17 protein-coding genes are annotated in these 15,276 nt (G+C 70.9%); 9 read left to right on the top strand and 8 right to left on the bottom strand.

Annotated elements, in window-relative coordinates:
- Nucleotides 1–11: 11 nt before the first annotated feature.
- Complete coding sequence (locus tag Q9R13_RS13170) at nt 12–1,133, bottom strand: MGDG synthase family glycosyltransferase (protein ID WP_310961630.1); 1,122 nt, start codon at nt 1,131–1,133, stop codon at nt 12–14.
- Nucleotides 1,134–1,210: 77 nt separating this feature from the next.
- Here Q9R13_RS13170 and Q9R13_RS13165 point away from each other — a divergent pair, with 77 nt between their 5' ends.
- The 6 genes from Q9R13_RS13165 to Q9R13_RS13140 all read left to right on the top strand — a co-directional run bounded on the left by Q9R13_RS13165 (nt 1,211) and on the right by Q9R13_RS13140 (nt 6,665).
- Entirely contained in the window at nt 1,211–2,071 is an 861-nt protein-coding gene (locus Q9R13_RS13165; protein WP_310961629.1) for a DMT family transporter, read from the top strand.
- 4 nt (nt 2,072–2,075) lie between these two features.
- Nucleotides 2,076–2,990, top strand: coding sequence for a DMT family transporter (locus Q9R13_RS13160; protein ID WP_310961628.1), 915 nt, complete (start codon nt 2,076–2,078; stop codon nt 2,988–2,990).
- Between the two features lie 184 nt (nt 2,991–3,174).
- Nucleotides 3,175–4,497: a serine--tRNA ligase gene (serS, locus tag Q9R13_RS13155; protein WP_310961627.1), complete on the top strand. Its 1,323-nt coding sequence runs from the start codon at nt 3,175–3,177 to the stop codon at nt 4,495–4,497.
- Nucleotides 4,490–5,353 carry an HAD family hydrolase gene (locus Q9R13_RS13150; RefSeq protein WP_310961626.1) on the top strand — a complete coding sequence of 288 codons (864 nt, stop codon included), beginning with the start codon at nt 4,490–4,492 and terminating at the stop codon, nt 5,351–5,353. The genes serS and Q9R13_RS13150 overlap by 8 nt, the downstream gene beginning before the upstream one ends.
- Nucleotides 5,350–5,877 carry a GNAT family N-acetyltransferase gene (locus Q9R13_RS13145; protein ID WP_310961625.1) on the top strand — a complete coding sequence of 176 codons (528 nt, stop codon included), beginning with the start codon at nt 5,350–5,352 and terminating at the stop codon, nt 5,875–5,877. The genes Q9R13_RS13150 and Q9R13_RS13145 overlap by 4 nt, the downstream gene beginning before the upstream one ends.
- On the top strand, nt 5,874–6,665 hold the full coding sequence (locus tag Q9R13_RS13140) for a Cof-type HAD-IIB family hydrolase (protein WP_310961624.1): 792 nt from the start codon (nt 5,874–5,876) through the stop codon (nt 6,663–6,665). The genes Q9R13_RS13145 and Q9R13_RS13140 overlap by 4 nt, the downstream gene beginning before the upstream one ends.
- Before the next feature lie 26 nt (nt 6,666–6,691).
- Here Q9R13_RS13140 and Q9R13_RS13135 read toward each other — a convergent pair whose 3' ends face one another.
- The 4 genes from Q9R13_RS13135 to mobA form a co-directional block, all read right to left on the bottom strand.
- Nucleotides 6,692–7,237: a bacterial proteasome activator family protein gene (locus Q9R13_RS13135; RefSeq protein ID WP_397218036.1), complete on the bottom strand. Its 546-nt coding sequence runs from the start codon at nt 7,235–7,237 to the stop codon at nt 6,692–6,694.
- A 10-nt stretch (nt 7,238–7,247) separates the two neighbouring features.
- Nucleotides 7,248–8,222 (bottom strand): NAD(P)H-quinone oxidoreductase, encoded by a 975-nt coding sequence (locus Q9R13_RS13130; protein WP_310961623.1) that lies wholly within the window; start codon nt 8,220–8,222, stop codon nt 7,248–7,250.
- Between the two features lie 63 nt (nt 8,223–8,285).
- Nucleotides 8,286–8,591 (bottom strand): DUF6457 domain-containing protein, encoded by a 306-nt coding sequence (locus tag Q9R13_RS13125; RefSeq protein WP_310961622.1) that lies wholly within the window; start codon nt 8,589–8,591, stop codon nt 8,286–8,288.
- Between the two features lie 93 nt (nt 8,592–8,684).
- Nucleotides 8,685–9,260 carry a molybdenum cofactor guanylyltransferase gene (gene mobA, locus Q9R13_RS13120; protein WP_310961621.1) on the bottom strand — a complete coding sequence of 192 codons (576 nt, stop codon included), beginning with the start codon at nt 9,258–9,260 and terminating at the stop codon, nt 8,685–8,687.
- 25 nt (nt 9,261–9,285) lie between these two features.
- Here mobA and Q9R13_RS13115 point away from each other — a divergent pair, with 25 nt between their 5' ends.
- The 3 genes from Q9R13_RS13115 (at nt 9,286) to Q9R13_RS13105 (ending at nt 11,819) form a co-directional block, all read left to right on the top strand.
- On the top strand, nt 9,286–10,077 hold the full coding sequence (locus Q9R13_RS13115; protein WP_310961620.1) for a carbon-nitrogen hydrolase family protein: 792 nt from the start codon (nt 9,286–9,288) through the stop codon (nt 10,075–10,077).
- 35 nt (nt 10,078–10,112) lie between these two features.
- Complete coding sequence (locus Q9R13_RS13110; RefSeq protein WP_310961619.1) at nt 10,113–11,144, top strand: hypothetical protein; 1,032 nt, start codon at nt 10,113–10,115, stop codon at nt 11,142–11,144.
- Between the two features lie 138 nt (nt 11,145–11,282).
- Entirely contained in the window at nt 11,283–11,819 is a 537-nt protein-coding gene (locus Q9R13_RS13105) for a helix-turn-helix domain-containing protein (RefSeq protein ID WP_310961618.1), read from the top strand.
- On the opposite strand, the gene Q9R13_RS13100 is transcribed toward Q9R13_RS13105, so the two are convergent.
- Genes Q9R13_RS13100 through Q9R13_RS13090 form a run of 3 tightly spaced genes read right to left on the bottom strand, consistent with a single transcriptional unit; the run spans nt 11,820 to nt 15,027 of the window.
- Nucleotides 11,820–12,809 (bottom strand): tyrosine-type recombinase/integrase, encoded by a 990-nt coding sequence (locus tag Q9R13_RS13100; protein ID WP_310961617.1) that lies wholly within the window; start codon nt 12,807–12,809, stop codon nt 11,820–11,822.
- Complete coding sequence (locus Q9R13_RS13095) at nt 12,806–13,792, bottom strand: tyrosine-type recombinase/integrase (protein WP_310961616.1); 987 nt, start codon at nt 13,790–13,792, stop codon at nt 12,806–12,808. Before Q9R13_RS13095 ends, Q9R13_RS13100 begins: the two co-directional genes overlap by 4 nt.
- Nucleotides 13,789–15,027: a tyrosine-type recombinase/integrase gene (locus Q9R13_RS13090; RefSeq protein WP_310961615.1), complete on the bottom strand. Its 1,239-nt coding sequence runs from the start codon at nt 15,025–15,027 to the stop codon at nt 13,789–13,791. Before Q9R13_RS13090 ends, Q9R13_RS13095 begins: the two co-directional genes overlap by 4 nt.
- Between the last annotated feature and the right edge of the window lie 249 nt (nt 15,028–15,276).

Here is a 15,276-nt window from a genome sequence, read left to right as displayed (position 1 = left end):
CGGTCAGTGCCTCACCGGACTGCGAGCAGCTGTTCCTCCAGGTGCGCGGCAGCGTCGGCGACGAAGAGGGCGCGACCGCGGCGTGCCCGGTCGTGACGTGTCTGCGGTGAACCGGCGAGCCGGAGAAGCGCGCCGACGAGCTGCTCGTCGGTGTGCACGATCTGCGTCAGGCCGAGCTCCTCCATGGCGCGGGCATCGTCACGGCCGTGCCCCGGGAGCGGCCGGAAGGTGACCACGGGCAGGCCGGCGGCGAGCGACTCCTTGGCGGTCATCCCGCAGTTGTTGTCCACCAGGGCGTCGGCGCTGGCAAGCAGTCTCTGCATGTCCGAGACCCAGTCGAGGGCGATCGCGCCGTCGATCCGGCGTACCTCCCGACGCACGCGGGTGCTCCGCCCGCACAGCACCAGCGGCGTCCATCCCGGGATCGTCGCGATCACCGACGCGGCGTGCGTCGCGGAGCCGGACAGGCCCATCGAGCCGGTGCTCACCACCGCGAGCCGGCGGTCGGGCGGTACGCCGAGTCGATCGCGCAGCTCCGGGTCCGCGGGGGCGTCGAAGCCCGGCCGGACGACCGGGCCGACGACGTCCGCGCGCCGGCCGGTGCGTCGTGCGGCGTCCGCCGCGGCCGGTTCGGAGATGCACAGCTCGCGATCGATCCCGGGGTGTACCCAGAGGTTGTTGACCGAGAAGGTGGTGACCACCGTGACCGCCGGGCAGCTCAGGGTGCCTTCGACGCGAAGCTCACCGAGTGCCAGTGAGCACAGCGGGTACGTGGACACCGTCAGGTCGGGTCGGTTCCGGCCCACCCACTGGCGCAACTGGGGCAGCGCCGCACGGACCGGTACGTCGGCGCGCTCGCCGGCGGTCTGATCGGCGACGAAGAAGGTGTCGTAGACCATCTGGTAGACGCTCGGTGCCCTGTTCACCAGCCAGGGATAGACCCAGCCGAGGAACCTCGCGAAGAGGCGGGGCATCAGGTCGAGCAGGTCGACGACCTCGACGTCGTGCCCGCGCTCGGCCAGGCGCCGGGCGAGCTCCCTGGCGATCTGCAGGTGACCGCCGCCCATCGCCGCCGAGAGCACCAGCACACGCATCCCCGACGCGGTCAGATCACTGGGCGGCGCGTCGGTCATGTGTGCGCAGGTGCCCGCGGTCCAGTGGAGGCAAACGCCGTTTGTTGCCCGGCGTGATGGGGAACCAGTGACGGTCCATGGTCTACGTGCTCACCGTCGTCGCCGCCGCGGTCGTCGCGGGCGGCGAGGTGGTGCAACAACGGATGGCGGCACGTGCCCCACCCGACGACAACCTGTCGCTGGCGCTGCTCTGGTGGTTGGTACGACGGCCCCGCTGGCTCGCCGGGGTGGGGTGCTCGCTGGTCGGCAACCTCGTCTTCGCTGCCGCCCTCGGGCGCGGGAGCGTCGTCCTGGTCGAGGCGGTCTTCGTCTCCCGGCTGCTCTTCGGCCTGGTCACCGCGGCGCTGTGGGGACGGATGCGAGTGCCGTGGCGCGACCTGTACGGCGGGCTGCTGATCGCTGCCGGACTCGTCGCCTTCCTGCTGGCGGCTCGACCCCGTGAGTCCCCGACCACCAACGGTCCGGTGCCGTGGGTGCTCGCCACCGCAGTGCCCGTCGGGTTCGCGCTGCTGCTCACGATGGTGGCGAGTCGGCTCGTCGGCTCCGTCCGCGCCGCGCTCCTCGGCGCTGGCTCCGGTGCCCTCTTCGGGCTGCAGGCCGTGCTGGTGCAGGCCTCGGTCCACCTCCTCGGACAGGACGGATTCGTCACCATGCTCGCCAACTGGCATCCCTGGGCAACGCTCACCGTCGCCGTGCTCGGCATGCTGCTCGTGCAGAGCGCGTTCTCGGCCGCGCCGCTGAGGTCGTCGTACCCCGCCGTGGTGACCGCACAGCTCCTCTGCGCGATCGGGCTCGGCGTCTGGGCCCTGCACGGCCAACTGCGCCACCAGGGCGCCGCGCTGTTCGCACTCGCGCCGGCCCTGGCTGTGATGGTCGTCGGGATCACGATGCTCACCCGCTCCCACCTGGTCTCGGGCCATCACGGGCACGGGGGCTGACACGGTGGACGTCGTGGTCTCTGCGGTCGCAGCGGTGCTCGCCGGTCTGTGTCTGGCCGCGGCAGGGGTGTTGCAACAGCGCTCGGCGAGCCGGAGACCGGCGAGCGAGCGGCTGTCGCTGCGGTTGATGCGTCGCCTGGTCGCCGACCGCACCTGGTTGTTGGGGATTCTCGCCGCCGCGGTGTCCTACGGCTTCCAGGCGGTCGCGCTCAGCTTCGGTCCGTTGACGCTGGTCCAGCCCCTGGTCGTCTCCGAGCTGCTGTTCGCCGTACCTGTGTCGGTGCGACTGCGGGATCTCCGGCTGCGCCGTCGAGACTGGTGCGCGGTCGCTGCAGTGGTGGCAGGTCTTGCACTCGGCATCGTGGCGGCAGACCCGCAGCGCGGCCAACCGGTGCAGCCGCTCGCGCGCTGGGTGCCGGCGCTCATCGCGATCACGGTGCTGGTGGCCCTCAGCGTTGCCGTTGCGACCCGGGTGCGCGGCCCGGGGAAGGCCACCGCCTTCGCCCTCGCGGGCGCCTGCACGATGGGCCTGCAGTCAGCGCTCTACGATGCCACCATCACGGTCCTGCGCCACCGGACGTGGCACGTGTTCGTGGTCTGGGAGACCTACGGCCTCATCGCCGCGAGCCTGGTGGGGATGTACCTGATCCAGAATGCCTTCCAGTCCGGGCCCCTGGCGGCAAGCACCCCCTTGATCGACTCCACCCTTCCGCTGGTGGCGATCGGGCTGGGTGTGGGGATCTTCGGCGAGCCGGTGCGCACCAGCATCTGGGGACTGGGCGGGGCGGCGGCGGGACTGCTGGCGCTGCTGGGCGGGATCATCGCGCTGGACACGTCGCCGGTGGTGCGCAAGGAGCAGCGCCTGGAGGCCGCGGAGCAGGAGCGCACCGCGCAGCGTGAGCAGCGCGAGACCGGTTGATCCGACCTCCCGCGAGGTCAGGAGCCGCGCGTTCGTCGGACACGGCCCGGCCCCCGGGGCCTGATTGCGCCGTTCGGGCAGCACCACTGCACGGTCGGCTCCGACCTGGTCTGGACGATTCCGAGACCCCGTCGCCGGCCGGGGAAGCGGTAAAGCCGTCGCGCCCGGCCGATATCGTGACCACGTGATCGACCCACGGCTCCTCCGCGACGACCCCGACCTGCTGCGTGCTGCCCAGGAGAAGCGGGGGCTGTCCGCGGACGCCGTCGACCGGGCGCTGGCCGCGGACACTGCCCGGCGGGCGGCGATCGTCGACTATGAGCAGCTGCGCGCGGAGCAGAAGGCGGCCAGCAAGCTGATCCCGCAGGCACAGGGCACCGAGAAGGCCGAGCTCCTCACCCGCACCAAGCGGCTGGCCGCTGACGTCAAGGAGGCGGAGGCGGTCCAGGCACGCGCCGAGGAGGACTGGCGCGAGGCGCTGAAGGCGATCCCCAATCCCGCGGCCGACGAGGCACCAGCCGGCGGGGAGGACGACTACGTCGTACTGGAGACCGTCGGGACGCCGCGCGACTTCGCCGCCGAGGGCTTCTCGCCTCGCGACCACATCGAGCTGGGCCGGATGCTCGGCGCCATCGACCTCGAGCGCGGCGCCAAGGTGTCCGGCTCGCGCTTCTACTTCCTCACCGGCATCGGCGCCCAGCTGGAGTTCGCCCTGGTGAACCTCGCCATGGAGCAGGCGCGGGAGGCCGGCTTCACCCAGGTGATCGCTCCGTCGTTGGTCAAGCCGCGGGCGATGGAGGGCACCGGCTTCCTCGGCCAGGCGGCCGACGACGTCTACCGGATCGAGGGCGAGGACATGTACCTCGTCGGGACCTCCGAGGTGGCGATGGCGGCGTACCACTCCGACGAGATCCTCGACGCGGACACACTGCCGTTGCGGTACGCCGCGTTCAGCCCGTGCTTCCGCAAGGAGGCCGGCTCGCATGGCTTGGACACCAAGGGCATCATCCGGGTGCACTGGTTCGACAAGGTGGAGATGTTCGTCTACACGACGCTGGAGCAGGCCGCGGCGGAGCACCAGCGACTGCTCGGCTGGGAGAAGGCCTTCCTGGACAAGCTCGAGCTCGCCTACCGAGTCATCGACACCGCTGCTGGTGACCTGGGGCTCAGTGCCCAGCGGAAGTTCGACTGCGAGGCGTGGATCCCCACCCAAGGCAGGTACCGCGAGCTCACGTCGACGTCGAACTGCACCGACTTCCAATCGCGTCGTCTCGACATCCGCACTCGGGTGCCCTCCCCGCGTCCTGGCGAGGGCGCCGCCGGATCGGGGCAGGCGATGCAGACCGTCCCGGTCGCGACCCTGAACGGCACCCTGACCGCTATCCCGCGAGCGATCGTGGCCATCCTCGAGACCCACCAGCAGGCGGATGGCTCGATCCGGGTGCCCCAGGCCCTGCAGCCGTGGCTGCAGGGCCGCGAGGTGCTGGAGCCGGTGGCTGGTGGTTGAGGAGACCGTCACGGAGACCGGTCCGCGACCCGCCGCCGGCTGGTCGCCCGCCCTGGTCGCGCTGGACATCGACGGCACCCTCCTGGCCTGGGTGGACGGCGGCGGTGCCGCCTACGAGAAGGTGACGCCGCGCGTGCTGGACGCCGTGCGTGCTGCCCGCGACGCCGGCGCCCACATCGTGCTCTCGAGCGGCCGGTCGCCGCACGGGATCACCCGCATCGCCGACCTGCTGCCGCTGCACGACGACGGTGACGAGCCACTGTGGGTGGTGGCCTCCAACGGCGCCGTGGTCTTTCGCTACCCGCCTCTGGAGGTCGTGCACGAGGAGACCTTCGACGCGCGTGCGGCCGTCCACGCCGTGCTCGCAGAGCACCCCGAGGCGCTCGTCGCGGTCGAGGAGCGCGGCGTCGGCTACCGGCTCAACCGGCAGTTCCCGGAAGGCGAGCTCTCCGGGAAGATGATCGTGACCGACCTCGAGGAGATCATCGCCGAGCCGGTGAGTCGTGTGATCATCCGCGACCCCGCAGCCACCGCCGAGGACTTCCTCGCACTGGCCTCGAGGCTCGGGCTGCACGGGACCGACTACGTCGTCGGGTGGACGGCATGGCTGGACCTCTCGCCCGTCGGGGTCAACAAGGCCAGCGGGCTGGCCGAGGTCTGCGCGCGCCTCGGCGTCGACACCGTCGATGTGCTGGCGATCGGGGACGGCCGCAACGATCTCGACATGCTGCGCTGGGCAGGACGCGGGGTAGCGATGGGCCAGGCGGTCGAGGAGGTCCGGGCGGCCGCCGACGCCGTGACCGCATCCGTCCACGACGACGGCGTGGCCGTCGAGCTGGAGCGGTACTTCCGGTGACCACGCCCCACGTGTCCCTGCCCGACCTCGCCCTGCCTGACGTGGTCGGTACGTCGCGGCTCCGACTGCCGGTCATCACCCCTGCCCATGCCGACGACATGCGCGCCGGCCGGCGACAACCCAGCTGGCACCCGGACTTCCCGCGCGAGGACGACCTCGACGGCGCCTCGGCCAGCTTCACCGGCGGATGGGGGTCGCGGCTCGTCGTCCGCGCCTTCGACGGGCTGGTGTGTGGGACGATCGGCTGCTTCGGGCCACCGACCGCGCACGTCGACGGCGTCCTCGAGACCGAGGTCGGCTACGGGCTGGTCGCGGAGGCGCGCGGGCACGGGCTCGCGACCGAGGCCTTGCGCGCGCTCGTCGCCGAGACCGACCGCCTCGACGTCCGGCTGCGCGCCAGCGTGCTCCCCGACAACGCCGCCTCGGTCCGGGTGCTGGCCAAGTGCGGCTTCACCAGCCTGCGCGGGAGCACCGACGACGGCGAGCTGGTGATGGTGCGGCCGCTCCGGGGTGGCCGCGGTTGATCGGGCTGGTCGCCACCGATCTCGACGGGACGCTGGTGCGCTCCGACGGCAGCGTCGGCGAGCGCACCCGGCGGGCGCTGGCCCGGGCGGAGGACGCGGGGATCGTCGTCGTCTTCGTCACCGGCCGTCCGCTCCGGTGGGCGCGCGAGGTCTTCGAGCACGTCGGCAGCCACGGGCTGGCGATCGTCTCCAACGGTGCGCTGGTCTGGGACGTCGCCGCCGACGCGCCGTACCTCGAGCGGGCCATCGACCCCGCGGTCGGGCTGGAGGTCTGCGCCCTGATCCGCTCGGCCGTGCCGGGCAGCACGTTCGCCGTCGAGACCGCTGCGGCAGGGATCGCCTTGGAGCCGGAGTTCCTTGAGCGGCATCCGGTCCCCGACGGTGCCCGCCGCGGACCCCTCGAGGAGATCCTCGATGCGCCCGCGCTGAAGCTGCTCGCCCGGCACGAGCGCCTCGCGCCGCAGGAGTTCTGGGACCGGGCGGCCGCGGCCGTCGGCGACCGCGCGGTGATCACCTGGTCCTCGGCGACCACATTGCTGGAGATCAGCGCCGCCGGCGTCACCAAGGCCACGACGCTGGCCCTGCTCGCCGAGCAGCATGGCCTCGGACCCGGCCAGGTGGCCGCGTTCGGGGACATGCCCAACGACATCCCGCTGCTGGAGTGGGCCGGTACGTCGTACGCCATGGCGAACGCGCATCCCACCGTGATCGCCGTCGCCGACCGGGTCGTCGCATCGAACGATGACGAAGGTGTGGCCCAGGTGCTCGAGGACCTGCTGGCCGGCTGATCGGCGCGCAGCGACTCGTCAGCGGCTCAGAGGTACATCCCGCCCTGGCCGCCGGGCTGGTGCTGCTCGTCGCCGTCGCCGGGTGCCTGACCGGGCATGCCCGGCATCGCGCCGGGCGGAAGCGCCCGTCGCATCTGCTCGAGCTGGGCGCGGGCGGCCATCTGCTGGGCGTAGATGGCCGTCTGGATGCCGTGGAACAGTCCTTCCAGCCAGCCGACCAGCTGGGCCTGGGCGATCCGCAGCTCGGACTCCGTGGGGGTGTTCTGGTCGAAGGGCTGCACCAGCCGGTCGAGCTCCTCGTCGAGCTCGGGAGCGAGTCCGTCCTTGAGCTCGGTGAGCGAGGTGTGCAGGATCCCGGCCAGGCGCTGCCGCCCGGGCTCGTCGAGCGGGGCGGACTTCACCTCCTCGAGGAGCTGGCGGATCATGCTGCCGATCCGCATCACCTTGGCGGGCTCCTCGACCAGGTTGGTCAGGTCCCGGGACTCGTCCTCGACGGTCTGGTGGGCCGATGCGGCGCCATCGGGGCCGATCACCATGATGCGCGGGTCGACCTCGGACTCGTTCTCGCTCATGCGCCCTACCCTACGGCGAGACCCGCAACAGGATCTTCCCGGTGTGGCTGCCGTCCTCCATCAGTTGGTGCGCCCGAGCGACGTCCTCGAGGCGGAACTCCTCGCCCACCATCGGGCGGACCGAGCCGTCGGCGAGCAGCGGCCACACGTGCTCGACCAGGCCCGCGCAGATCGAGGCCTTCTCGGCCGCTGGGCGGCTGCGCAGCGAGGTGGCGATCACCGCGCCGCGCTTGCGCAGCAGCGCGCCGATGTCCAGCTCGGCCTTCGCTCCGCCCTGCATGCCGATGATCACCAGGCGGCCCTCGGTGGCCAGCGCGGAGACGTTACGGGAGAGGTACTTCGCGCCCATGTTGTCGAGGACGACGTCGGCACCGCCGACCTCCTCGAGCACGGCGACGAAGTCCTCCTCGCGATAGTCGATCGCCCGCTCGGCACCCAGGGACAGGCAGAGCTCCCGCTTGTCCGGGGCTCCGGCGGTCGCGAACACCGACGCGCCGAGCGCCACCGCCAGCTGGATCGCGAAGGTGCCGATGCCGCCCGCGCCGCCGTGCACGAGGAGCCGCTCCCCGGGCTGCAGGCCGGCCACCATGAAGACGTTGGACCACACGGTCGCGGCGACCTCGGGCAGGCCCGCGGCCGCGACCAGGTCGACCCCGGTAGGCACCGGCATCACCTGACCCGCGGGCACGGACACCTTCTCGGCGTACCCGCCGGCCGAGAGCAGCGCGCAGACCTCGTCGCCCGCGCTGAGGCCCTCCACGCCCTCCCCGACCTCGGCGATCCGGCCCGAACACTCCAGGCCGAGCACCTCCGACGCCCCAGGCGGCGGTGGGTAGAAGCCCTGCCGCTGCAGGGTGTCGGCGCGGTTCAGGGCGGAGGCGACGACGTCGATCACGACCTCGCCGGGTCCGGCGGTCGGATCCGGCAGGTCGCTGATGAGCAGGGCTTCGGGTCCCCCGGGGGCAGGGGCAGTCACGGCGCGCATGGCGCCCAGCGTAGGAGGCGCCTCCAGTGGCGGTCGCTACCGAGGGGGATCAGCCGGGATGGCTCAGGCCTCCACGGATGCGAGCTCTTCCTCGACCTCCGGGTCGTCGTCCTCGTGCTCCACCTCGTCGGCAGACTTGTCCCAGCGGATCGCCAGCTCGGTCGCGGCCGCGGCGAGGCGGTCGAGCTCCTCCGGGTCCCCGTCCGCGCGGGCGACGGCGTAGCCGAGAAGGAACGTGCTGATCGGGGCAGCCGGCCGCTCCACGTTGTGCGCGGCCTCCCGGGCAAGATCGAGGATCAGCGACTCGTCGACGTCGATCTCCACGTCGAGCACGTCACACAGCTCATCAATCCAGTCGTGCAGGTTCACGGTCCTTAGTCTTGGCGCACTCGCGGGCGCGTCGCAAGGGGTTCGCCGAAGTTCACGACGATCCGGTCCGGGCTGGTCCGGACCAGCCCACCGTTACTCGCCGTACTCGTCCCGGAGGGCACGGAGGTCGGCCCACGTGTCCACGTCGTGACACTCCTCGCCGACCGCGGAGACCTCGACCAGCGCGAGCCCCTCAAGCAGCATGCGGACCGGCATGCCGAACACGTCGCAGGCACCGGCGGCGCGGAGGGCGGCGGTGTCGTAGACGCCACACAGGTACTGGCGGCGGCCGGACCCATCGACCAGCAGCGCGCCGTGCACCCCGTCGGTGGCCGCGGCGCGGAGCCGCCGGATCGTCGCCGCGGTGACCCGGGGCATGTCCACCGCCAGGACCGCGACCCGACGTGGCATCCGGGGGAAGCCGGTGAGCCCGGCCATCAGGCCCGCGACCGGGCCGCCGCCCGGCGGGTCCTCGAGCCGGAACGTCACCGGCCGCTCGGTGATGACCTGGGGACCGACCACGACGACGTCGTCGATGTCGACCAGCGCGTCCAGCGCGCGGTCGAGCAGGGTGCGCCCGCCGACCTCGATGCCTGCCTTGTCTACCCCGTCCATCCTCGCCGCGGTGCCACCGGTCAGGATCACCGCGCCCAGCCCGTCCTGTTGCACGGGCCCAGTCTGGCAGGCTGGAGTCGTGACGGAGTCAGGGCTGATGCGTGTGGCGCTTGTGCAGCGCGCCGCGTCGCTGGATCCTGCGCAGAACCGGCGAGCTCTCGACGAGCTCGTGCCGCTGGTGCCGGACGTCGACCTGGTGGTGCTGCCCGAGGCGTCCGCGCGCGACTTCGGCGAGCCCGGGGCCGACCTGGCGCCGTACGCCGAGGGGCGCGATGGTCCGTTCGCCAGCCGGCTCGCCGAGGTGGCCGGTCCCGCCGTGATGGTGGCCGGCATGTTCGAGACCGCGCCGGACGACGCCCGACCCTTCAACACCCTCGTGGCGACGGGCGGCGGCGTCGAGGCGAGCTACCGCAAGATCCACCTCTACGACTCCTTCGGCATCCGCGAGTCCGACCAGCTCAGTGCCGGGCCGGTCCGGCCGGTGCTGGTCGAGGTCGCCGGCTTCAGCGTCGGGTTGATGACCTGTTACGACCTGCGCTTCCCCGAGCTCGCCCGCGGCCTCGTCGACGCCGGTGCCGAGGTGCTGCTGGTGCCGGCGGCGTGGGTCGCTGGTGAGCGCAAGGTCGAGCACTGGCGGACGCTGCTGCGGGCGCGGGCGATCGAGAACACCGCCTGGGTCGTCGGCGTGGGTCAGCCCGGGCCGCGCTACACCGGCCACTCGATGGTGGTCGCTCCTGACGGGGACGTCCTCGTCGAGGCGGGCGAGGGCCCGGAGGTGCTGAGGGCGGAGCTCGGCCGCGAGCGCCTGGACGCCGTACGTCGGATGAACCCGTCGCTGGCCAACCGGAGACTGCCCGTCCGGCTCGGATAATCTTCGCCCATTCCGGACGTACCCTGCGAGAGGTCGTGGCTGTGTTGCGTGTCGTCCCCGTCGGCGGCCGACTGCGGTCGACCACCGTGGCGGCCGTGGACGCGAGCCGCGCGTGGGCCACGACGTGGCTGCTGGCACTGGTGGTGTGTCTCGGTGTCCTGGTGACCGACCGGATGCGTGACCTGCCGGACCGCGTCGGCCCGGCAGCGGCCGCCGCGCTGGCGGCCGTCCTCGCCGCCGGGCTGGCGGTGCGCACCGGTGGCCGGCCCTGGCTGCCCGCGCTGCTGGCCGTCGGGTACGGCGTTGTCGCGACGATCACGCTCGAGCAGCACCTGCTCGCGGGCGGCGCCGTGGGCGTGGCCGGTCTCGGGGCGACTTTGGCGCTGATGGCGACCACCCCGGCTCCGGGATTCGGCCGCGCGGTGGTGGAGGTGCTCGTCGCCTGCGCGCTCGCCACGGTCGCCGGCCTCGGCGTCGGTGCGCTGCACACGCACCTGGACACCGGCCGGTTCGGCTACGTCGTGCTGGGCATCGGTCTGGTGGCGGCGTTCGCGCTGGTCTACCGGCTCGGCGCCGGGCTCACCGGGCTGGGCACTCGTGGCTATGTCGTGGCCGGCACCGCGGTGCTGCTGCTGGTGCTCGCGCTCGCCTACTCCGAGGCGTTCGGCAGGTGGGGGTCGCCGACCCTCGTCTCATGGGTCGATGACGTGCGCACCGCGGTGCGTACGCACCTGCACGCCGTACCGCATCCGATCGAGACCCTGCTCGGTGTCCCGGCACTGTGCTGGGGGGTCTTCATGCGGGCGCGCCGTCGCCAGGGCTGGTGGGTGTGCGCCTTCGGGATCGCGGTGACCGCCCCGGCGACGACCCGCTTCGTCATGGCGGGCGTGACCACCACCGCGAACGTGCTGGGCGCGGTCTACAGCCTGGTCCTCGGTCTGATGATCGGCTTCGTGGTGATCCGCGTCGACCAGGTCTTCACCGGCAGCCGCGGCCGTCGGGCCCGTCGCGACGAGGAGGCCTCCGCCCACCGGCCCGAGCCGGGCAGGTTCGCGCCGCTCCGCTGAGCAGACGGGCCGACCAGGCCAGGAGCAGAGGGGGCGGTGTCCTGGCTCAGGACATCCCGGAGCCATGTCTCAAGACATCGCGGAGTGATGTCGCGAGTCATCCCGGACTGAGCGTCGGTCCGGTCCCAGCGTCCGGGCATGACACTGAACCGATTGCTGATCACCTCCGTGGTGGTCGAGAACCGACCCGTCCGCGAGGTCGCCGCCCAGTACGGCGTCTCTGAGTCCTGGCTCTTCGAGCTCCTCGCCCGCTACAAGACCGAGGGCGACTCAGCCTTCGAACCACGCTCCAGGCGCCCTCACAGCGTCCCGACCACAATCCCCACTGAGGCCGTCGAGCTGATCCTCGAGCTGCGCGAGAAACTGACCGCGACCGGGCTGGACGCCGGTCCCGACACCATCAAGTGGCACCTCGAGCACCACCACTCGACCGTGGTGTCACGGGCGACAATCTCGCGCTATCTGGCCAAGCACGGCCTGGTCACCCCGGAGCCGAAGAAGAAGCCGAAGTCGTCCTACATCCGCTTCGCCGCCGAGATGCCCAACGAAACCTGGCAGTCCGACATGCAATGCCGACGTCGGCATTGGAAGTCCTATGCCGACCTCCGAACTATGCCGATGTTCCTCAGGATGGTCTTTGCCGGTGCGGCCTTCGATGCGGCATGGTCGGCATAGTCAAAGTGCGGTGAGCCAGGTGAGGATGTCGGGCGCGGGGCGGTAGGTCCCGGGCTTCACCTCGGGTGGTCGGGTTCGGTCGAGGGCTGCTTGCTTGATGGCCATGTCGGCGTGGAGGTAGGCGTCGGTGCTGTGGGTGTCGGCGTGCCCGAGCCACAGCGCGATGACGGCGACGTCGACTCCGGCGGCGAGCAGGTTCATCGCTGCGGTGTGTCGCAGGGTGTGCATCGTGACGTGTTTCCCGGTCAGGCTGGGACAGGCGCGGGCTGCGGCCGCGACGTGGGTGGCAAGGCGATGCTCGAGTGCGTCGCGGGACAGGGACAGGCCGTGAGGGCCGCTGAACAGTGCGGTCCCGGGCCGGGCGGATCGCTCTGTCAGGTAGTCCGTCATCACGTTTAGCGTTGCGCCGGTCAGGGGCGTGATGCGTTGGCGCCGTCCTTTGCCGGTGCAGGTGACGTGTGGGCCGGTGCCGAGGTGGACGTCGTCGATGGTGAGTGAGCAGACCTCGCTGATGCGAAGTCCGGTCTGCACGGTCATGGCCAGGAGTGCGTGGTCTCGTCGCCCGGTCCGGGTCGTCGTGTCGGGCGCGGCGAGGAGCGCGACGACCTCGTCGGGGGTGAGGAACTCGATGACCGGTCTGGTCGTGCGTTTGGGCGGGATCGCGAGGACCTGAGTGATCGTTGCTGCGTGTTCGGGGTGGTCGGGCAGTGCCCGGCTGAGCACGGCGCGGATCGCGGTCAGGCGGACGTTGCGGGTCTTGGTGCTGTTGCCGCGTTCGTGTTCGAGGTAGTCCAGGAACCTAGTGATGTTCGTCGCGGTGACGGCGTCGAAGTCGACCGCGTCGATGCTGACCCCGAGTGTCGCGGTCAGGTACTTGATCAGCATCCGCCACGTGTCGCGGTAGGAGCCGATCGTGTGACTCGACAGGTCCCGTTGGCTGTGGGCGAAGGTGGTGAAGTAGGTCTGCAAGCTGGCGGCCAGGGTGTTCATGAGGGTTCTCCTTGCGTGGTGCCGGCGTTGAGTTCAAGGCGGCCTGCGGCCAGGGCCATGAGCTCGCCGGTCGCGCTCAGGTACCAGTAGGTGTGGGTGGCGTCGGAGTGCCCGAGCCAGGTCGCGAGCAGCGACAGCACTCGGTCGGGGTCACCGTCGTGGGCGTAGGCCGCGCTCATGTGCGCGGTCGCGAAGGTGTGTCGTAGATCGTGCAGACGCGGACGTGCTCGGCCGCGCGGAAGCAGTCCGGCTGCTTCTCGGACTCGTTTGAACCTGGACAGGAAGGTCACGTAGGCGTATCCGGTCCCGTTGGCCGTCACGAAGACCGGACCATCGGGGTCGGGGTTGCTCGCCGCGCGGGCTGGCAACGCGATGTAGTCCATCAGCGCGGCCGTCGTCGTGGGGTGGATCGGGACGAGCCGCTCAGCAGACTTCGCGGCTTTGATGACCAACAGGTGGTTGACGTGGTCGATGTCGCCCACGCGCAACTTCAATGCTTCCCCGATCCGCAGCCCGGTCGCGGCAAGCACCCCGATGGCGGTGCGCATCGTCGCGGCGATCCGCTCGTCGCTGAACACTCGGTCGCAGGCGGCCAGCAGCGCGTCGAGGTCGTCTTGGCTGTAGATGAAGGGCACCGCTCGGGGCTTCCGTGCCGGCAACAGCCCGCGCGGGATGACCGGGACGTCGACATCGTTCGCGTTCAGGTAGCCGGCGAAGCGCCGCACCAACGACAGACGGGTCGCCCACCACGAGGGGTGCGCGTCAGGGTTGAGCCGGGCCCAGGTCACGGCCTCATCAATGGTGAAAGTCGTCGTCTGGCCGCGGGCTTCGAGCCAGGTGCAGAACCCGCCGACCTGTCGCTCGACGTCGTTGAGTTGGAACCCCAACGCCCGCCGCAGCACCAGATACTCATCGAGCCGATCACGCAACGTTGTGGTTGTCGACGCCGACGCCGACACCGACGTCTCCCCGGGGGCGGTCATCGCGGCACCTTCCCGAACGGGACGACCAGCTCGCGTAGCGAGGCAAGGTCGACCTTGGCGTAGGTCATCGTGGTGACGGTGTAGACGTGGCCCAGCAGTTCCTTGGCTTCACTCAGCGAGCCGCCCGCGGCCAGCACGTCCATCGCGGCGGTGTGGCGCAGCCGGTGCGCGTGGATCGGGTCGATGCCAGCCATGCTCGACAGGCGGGCGATGACCCCTGATGTTCCCGAGGTCGTCATCATCTGACGCGGTGCCATGGTGCGCACGAACACAGCCCGATCCAGCGCCTCAGGTCGGACTCGCAGCCAGGCTTCCAACGCCTGCCCCACATCGACGGGTAGCGGCAGCACGTGCTCGCGGCCCTTCCCGGTGACCCTGACCTGGCCGTTGGCCCAGTCGATGTCGTCGAGCATCAGACGGGCGGCCTCACCAGCCCGCAGGCCGAGCCGGACCAGCATCAACACCAGGGCCCGGTCTCGTGCCCCGATCGCCGTGGTCGGGTCGCAAACGGCGAGTAACGCCGCGACCTGGTCGGCGGTCACTCCCCGCGGGAGGGATCGTTTGGTCCCGGGCGGCTTGAGGATCCCGGCGCTCAGGTCGCGGTCCAGGCGACCGGTGCTCAGCGCCCACCGCAGCAGACAACGGACCGAGCCCACCACGTGAGCCTTGGCGGCAACACCGTAGCCACGGCCACGGTCAGCGACGTACGCGTTGATCACCGTCGCGTTGAGCCGGTCCCAGCACACCGAGCCGTCGGCCGCCGTCACCTGGTCCAGAAGGCCGGCTGCGTAGTAGCGATACCGAACGACGGACTTCTCGGTCAGCCCCAGCTGGACCCGCATCCACGCGCACCACTGCACCACCGCAACCTGAGTCGGTGTGAACCGGTCTTCGTTGACCTCGGCCGCCTGCAAGTAGCCGGAATCTGTCAGGAATCGGCGGAGCGCACCGATCCAGGGCTTCACCGAGGAGCACGGCCGTTCGCGGGAACGCTCCGCTGTCACGAACCGACCGAGTAGGTCCTCGTCGATCTCCTCGATGTCAGCGCCAGCCTCTTCCATCCAAGCGCTCAGCCGCTGCGCCAGATTCACAGCTGCGGCCGCCGAGCCCGGCGAGTACCCCTTCGCCGCGAACCACTGCCGACATTCGTCCAACACCCTCGGTGCCAGCGGGCCCACCGGCACCCGCTGGATCCGAACCGGATACGGCCGGGCCGTTGCCGATCTCTTCGTCACGAACCTCACCTCCAGACACTTCGTGTGTCTGAAGCGTGATCACGACGACGGAACTATGCCGACCTTCCAGTTCCACTGCACGTCACTGACCTGCACGATCTTCAGCAGTGTCGGCATAGTTCGGAGGTCGGCATAGGACTTCACACACTTCCGCCTGGTCCGACCCGACGGCCGGCTAGGCGCCGACACCGAGATCCTGACCTGGCTCGACGACTGCTCCCGCTACGCCCTCTCGGTCACCGCTCACGT

Source organism: Nocardioides marmorisolisilvae, from assembly GCF_031656915.1.
GTDB classification, from domain to species: Bacteria; Actinomycetota; Actinomycetes; order Propionibacteriales; family Nocardioidaceae; genus Marmoricola; species Marmoricola terrisoli.
The sequence above is the reverse complement of the archived record's forward strand: the minus strand, read 5'-3'. Positions and strand labels throughout refer to the sequence as shown.

Excerpts from the sequence above, each read along its gene's own strand:
- Q9R13_RS13170 (WP_310961630.1), bottom strand. The coding sequence starts at position 1,133 with ATGACCGACGCGCCGCCCAGTGATCTGACCGCGTCGGGGATGCGTGTG.
- Q9R13_RS13165 (WP_310961629.1), top strand. The coding sequence starts at position 1,211 with ATGGTCTACGTGCTCACCGTCGTCGCCGCCGCGGTCGTCGCGGGCGGC.
- Q9R13_RS13135 (WP_397218036.1), bottom strand. The coding sequence starts at position 7,237 with ATGAGCGAGAACGAGTCCGAGGTCGACCCGCGCATCATGGTGATCGGC.
- Q9R13_RS13130 (WP_310961623.1), bottom strand. The coding sequence starts at position 8,222 with ATGCGCGCCGTGACTGCCCCTGCCCCCGGGGGACCCGAAGCCCTGCTC.
- Q9R13_RS13105 (WP_310961618.1), top strand. The coding sequence starts at position 11,283 with ATGACACTGAACCGATTGCTGATCACCTCCGTGGTGGTCGAGAACCGA.
- Q9R13_RS13100 (WP_310961617.1), bottom strand. The coding sequence starts at position 12,809 with ATGAACACCCTGGCCGCCAGCTTGCAGACCTACTTCACCACCTTCGCC.
- Q9R13_RS13095 (WP_310961616.1), bottom strand. The coding sequence starts at position 13,792 with ATGACCGCCCCCGGGGAGACGTCGGTGTCGGCGTCGGCGTCGACAACC.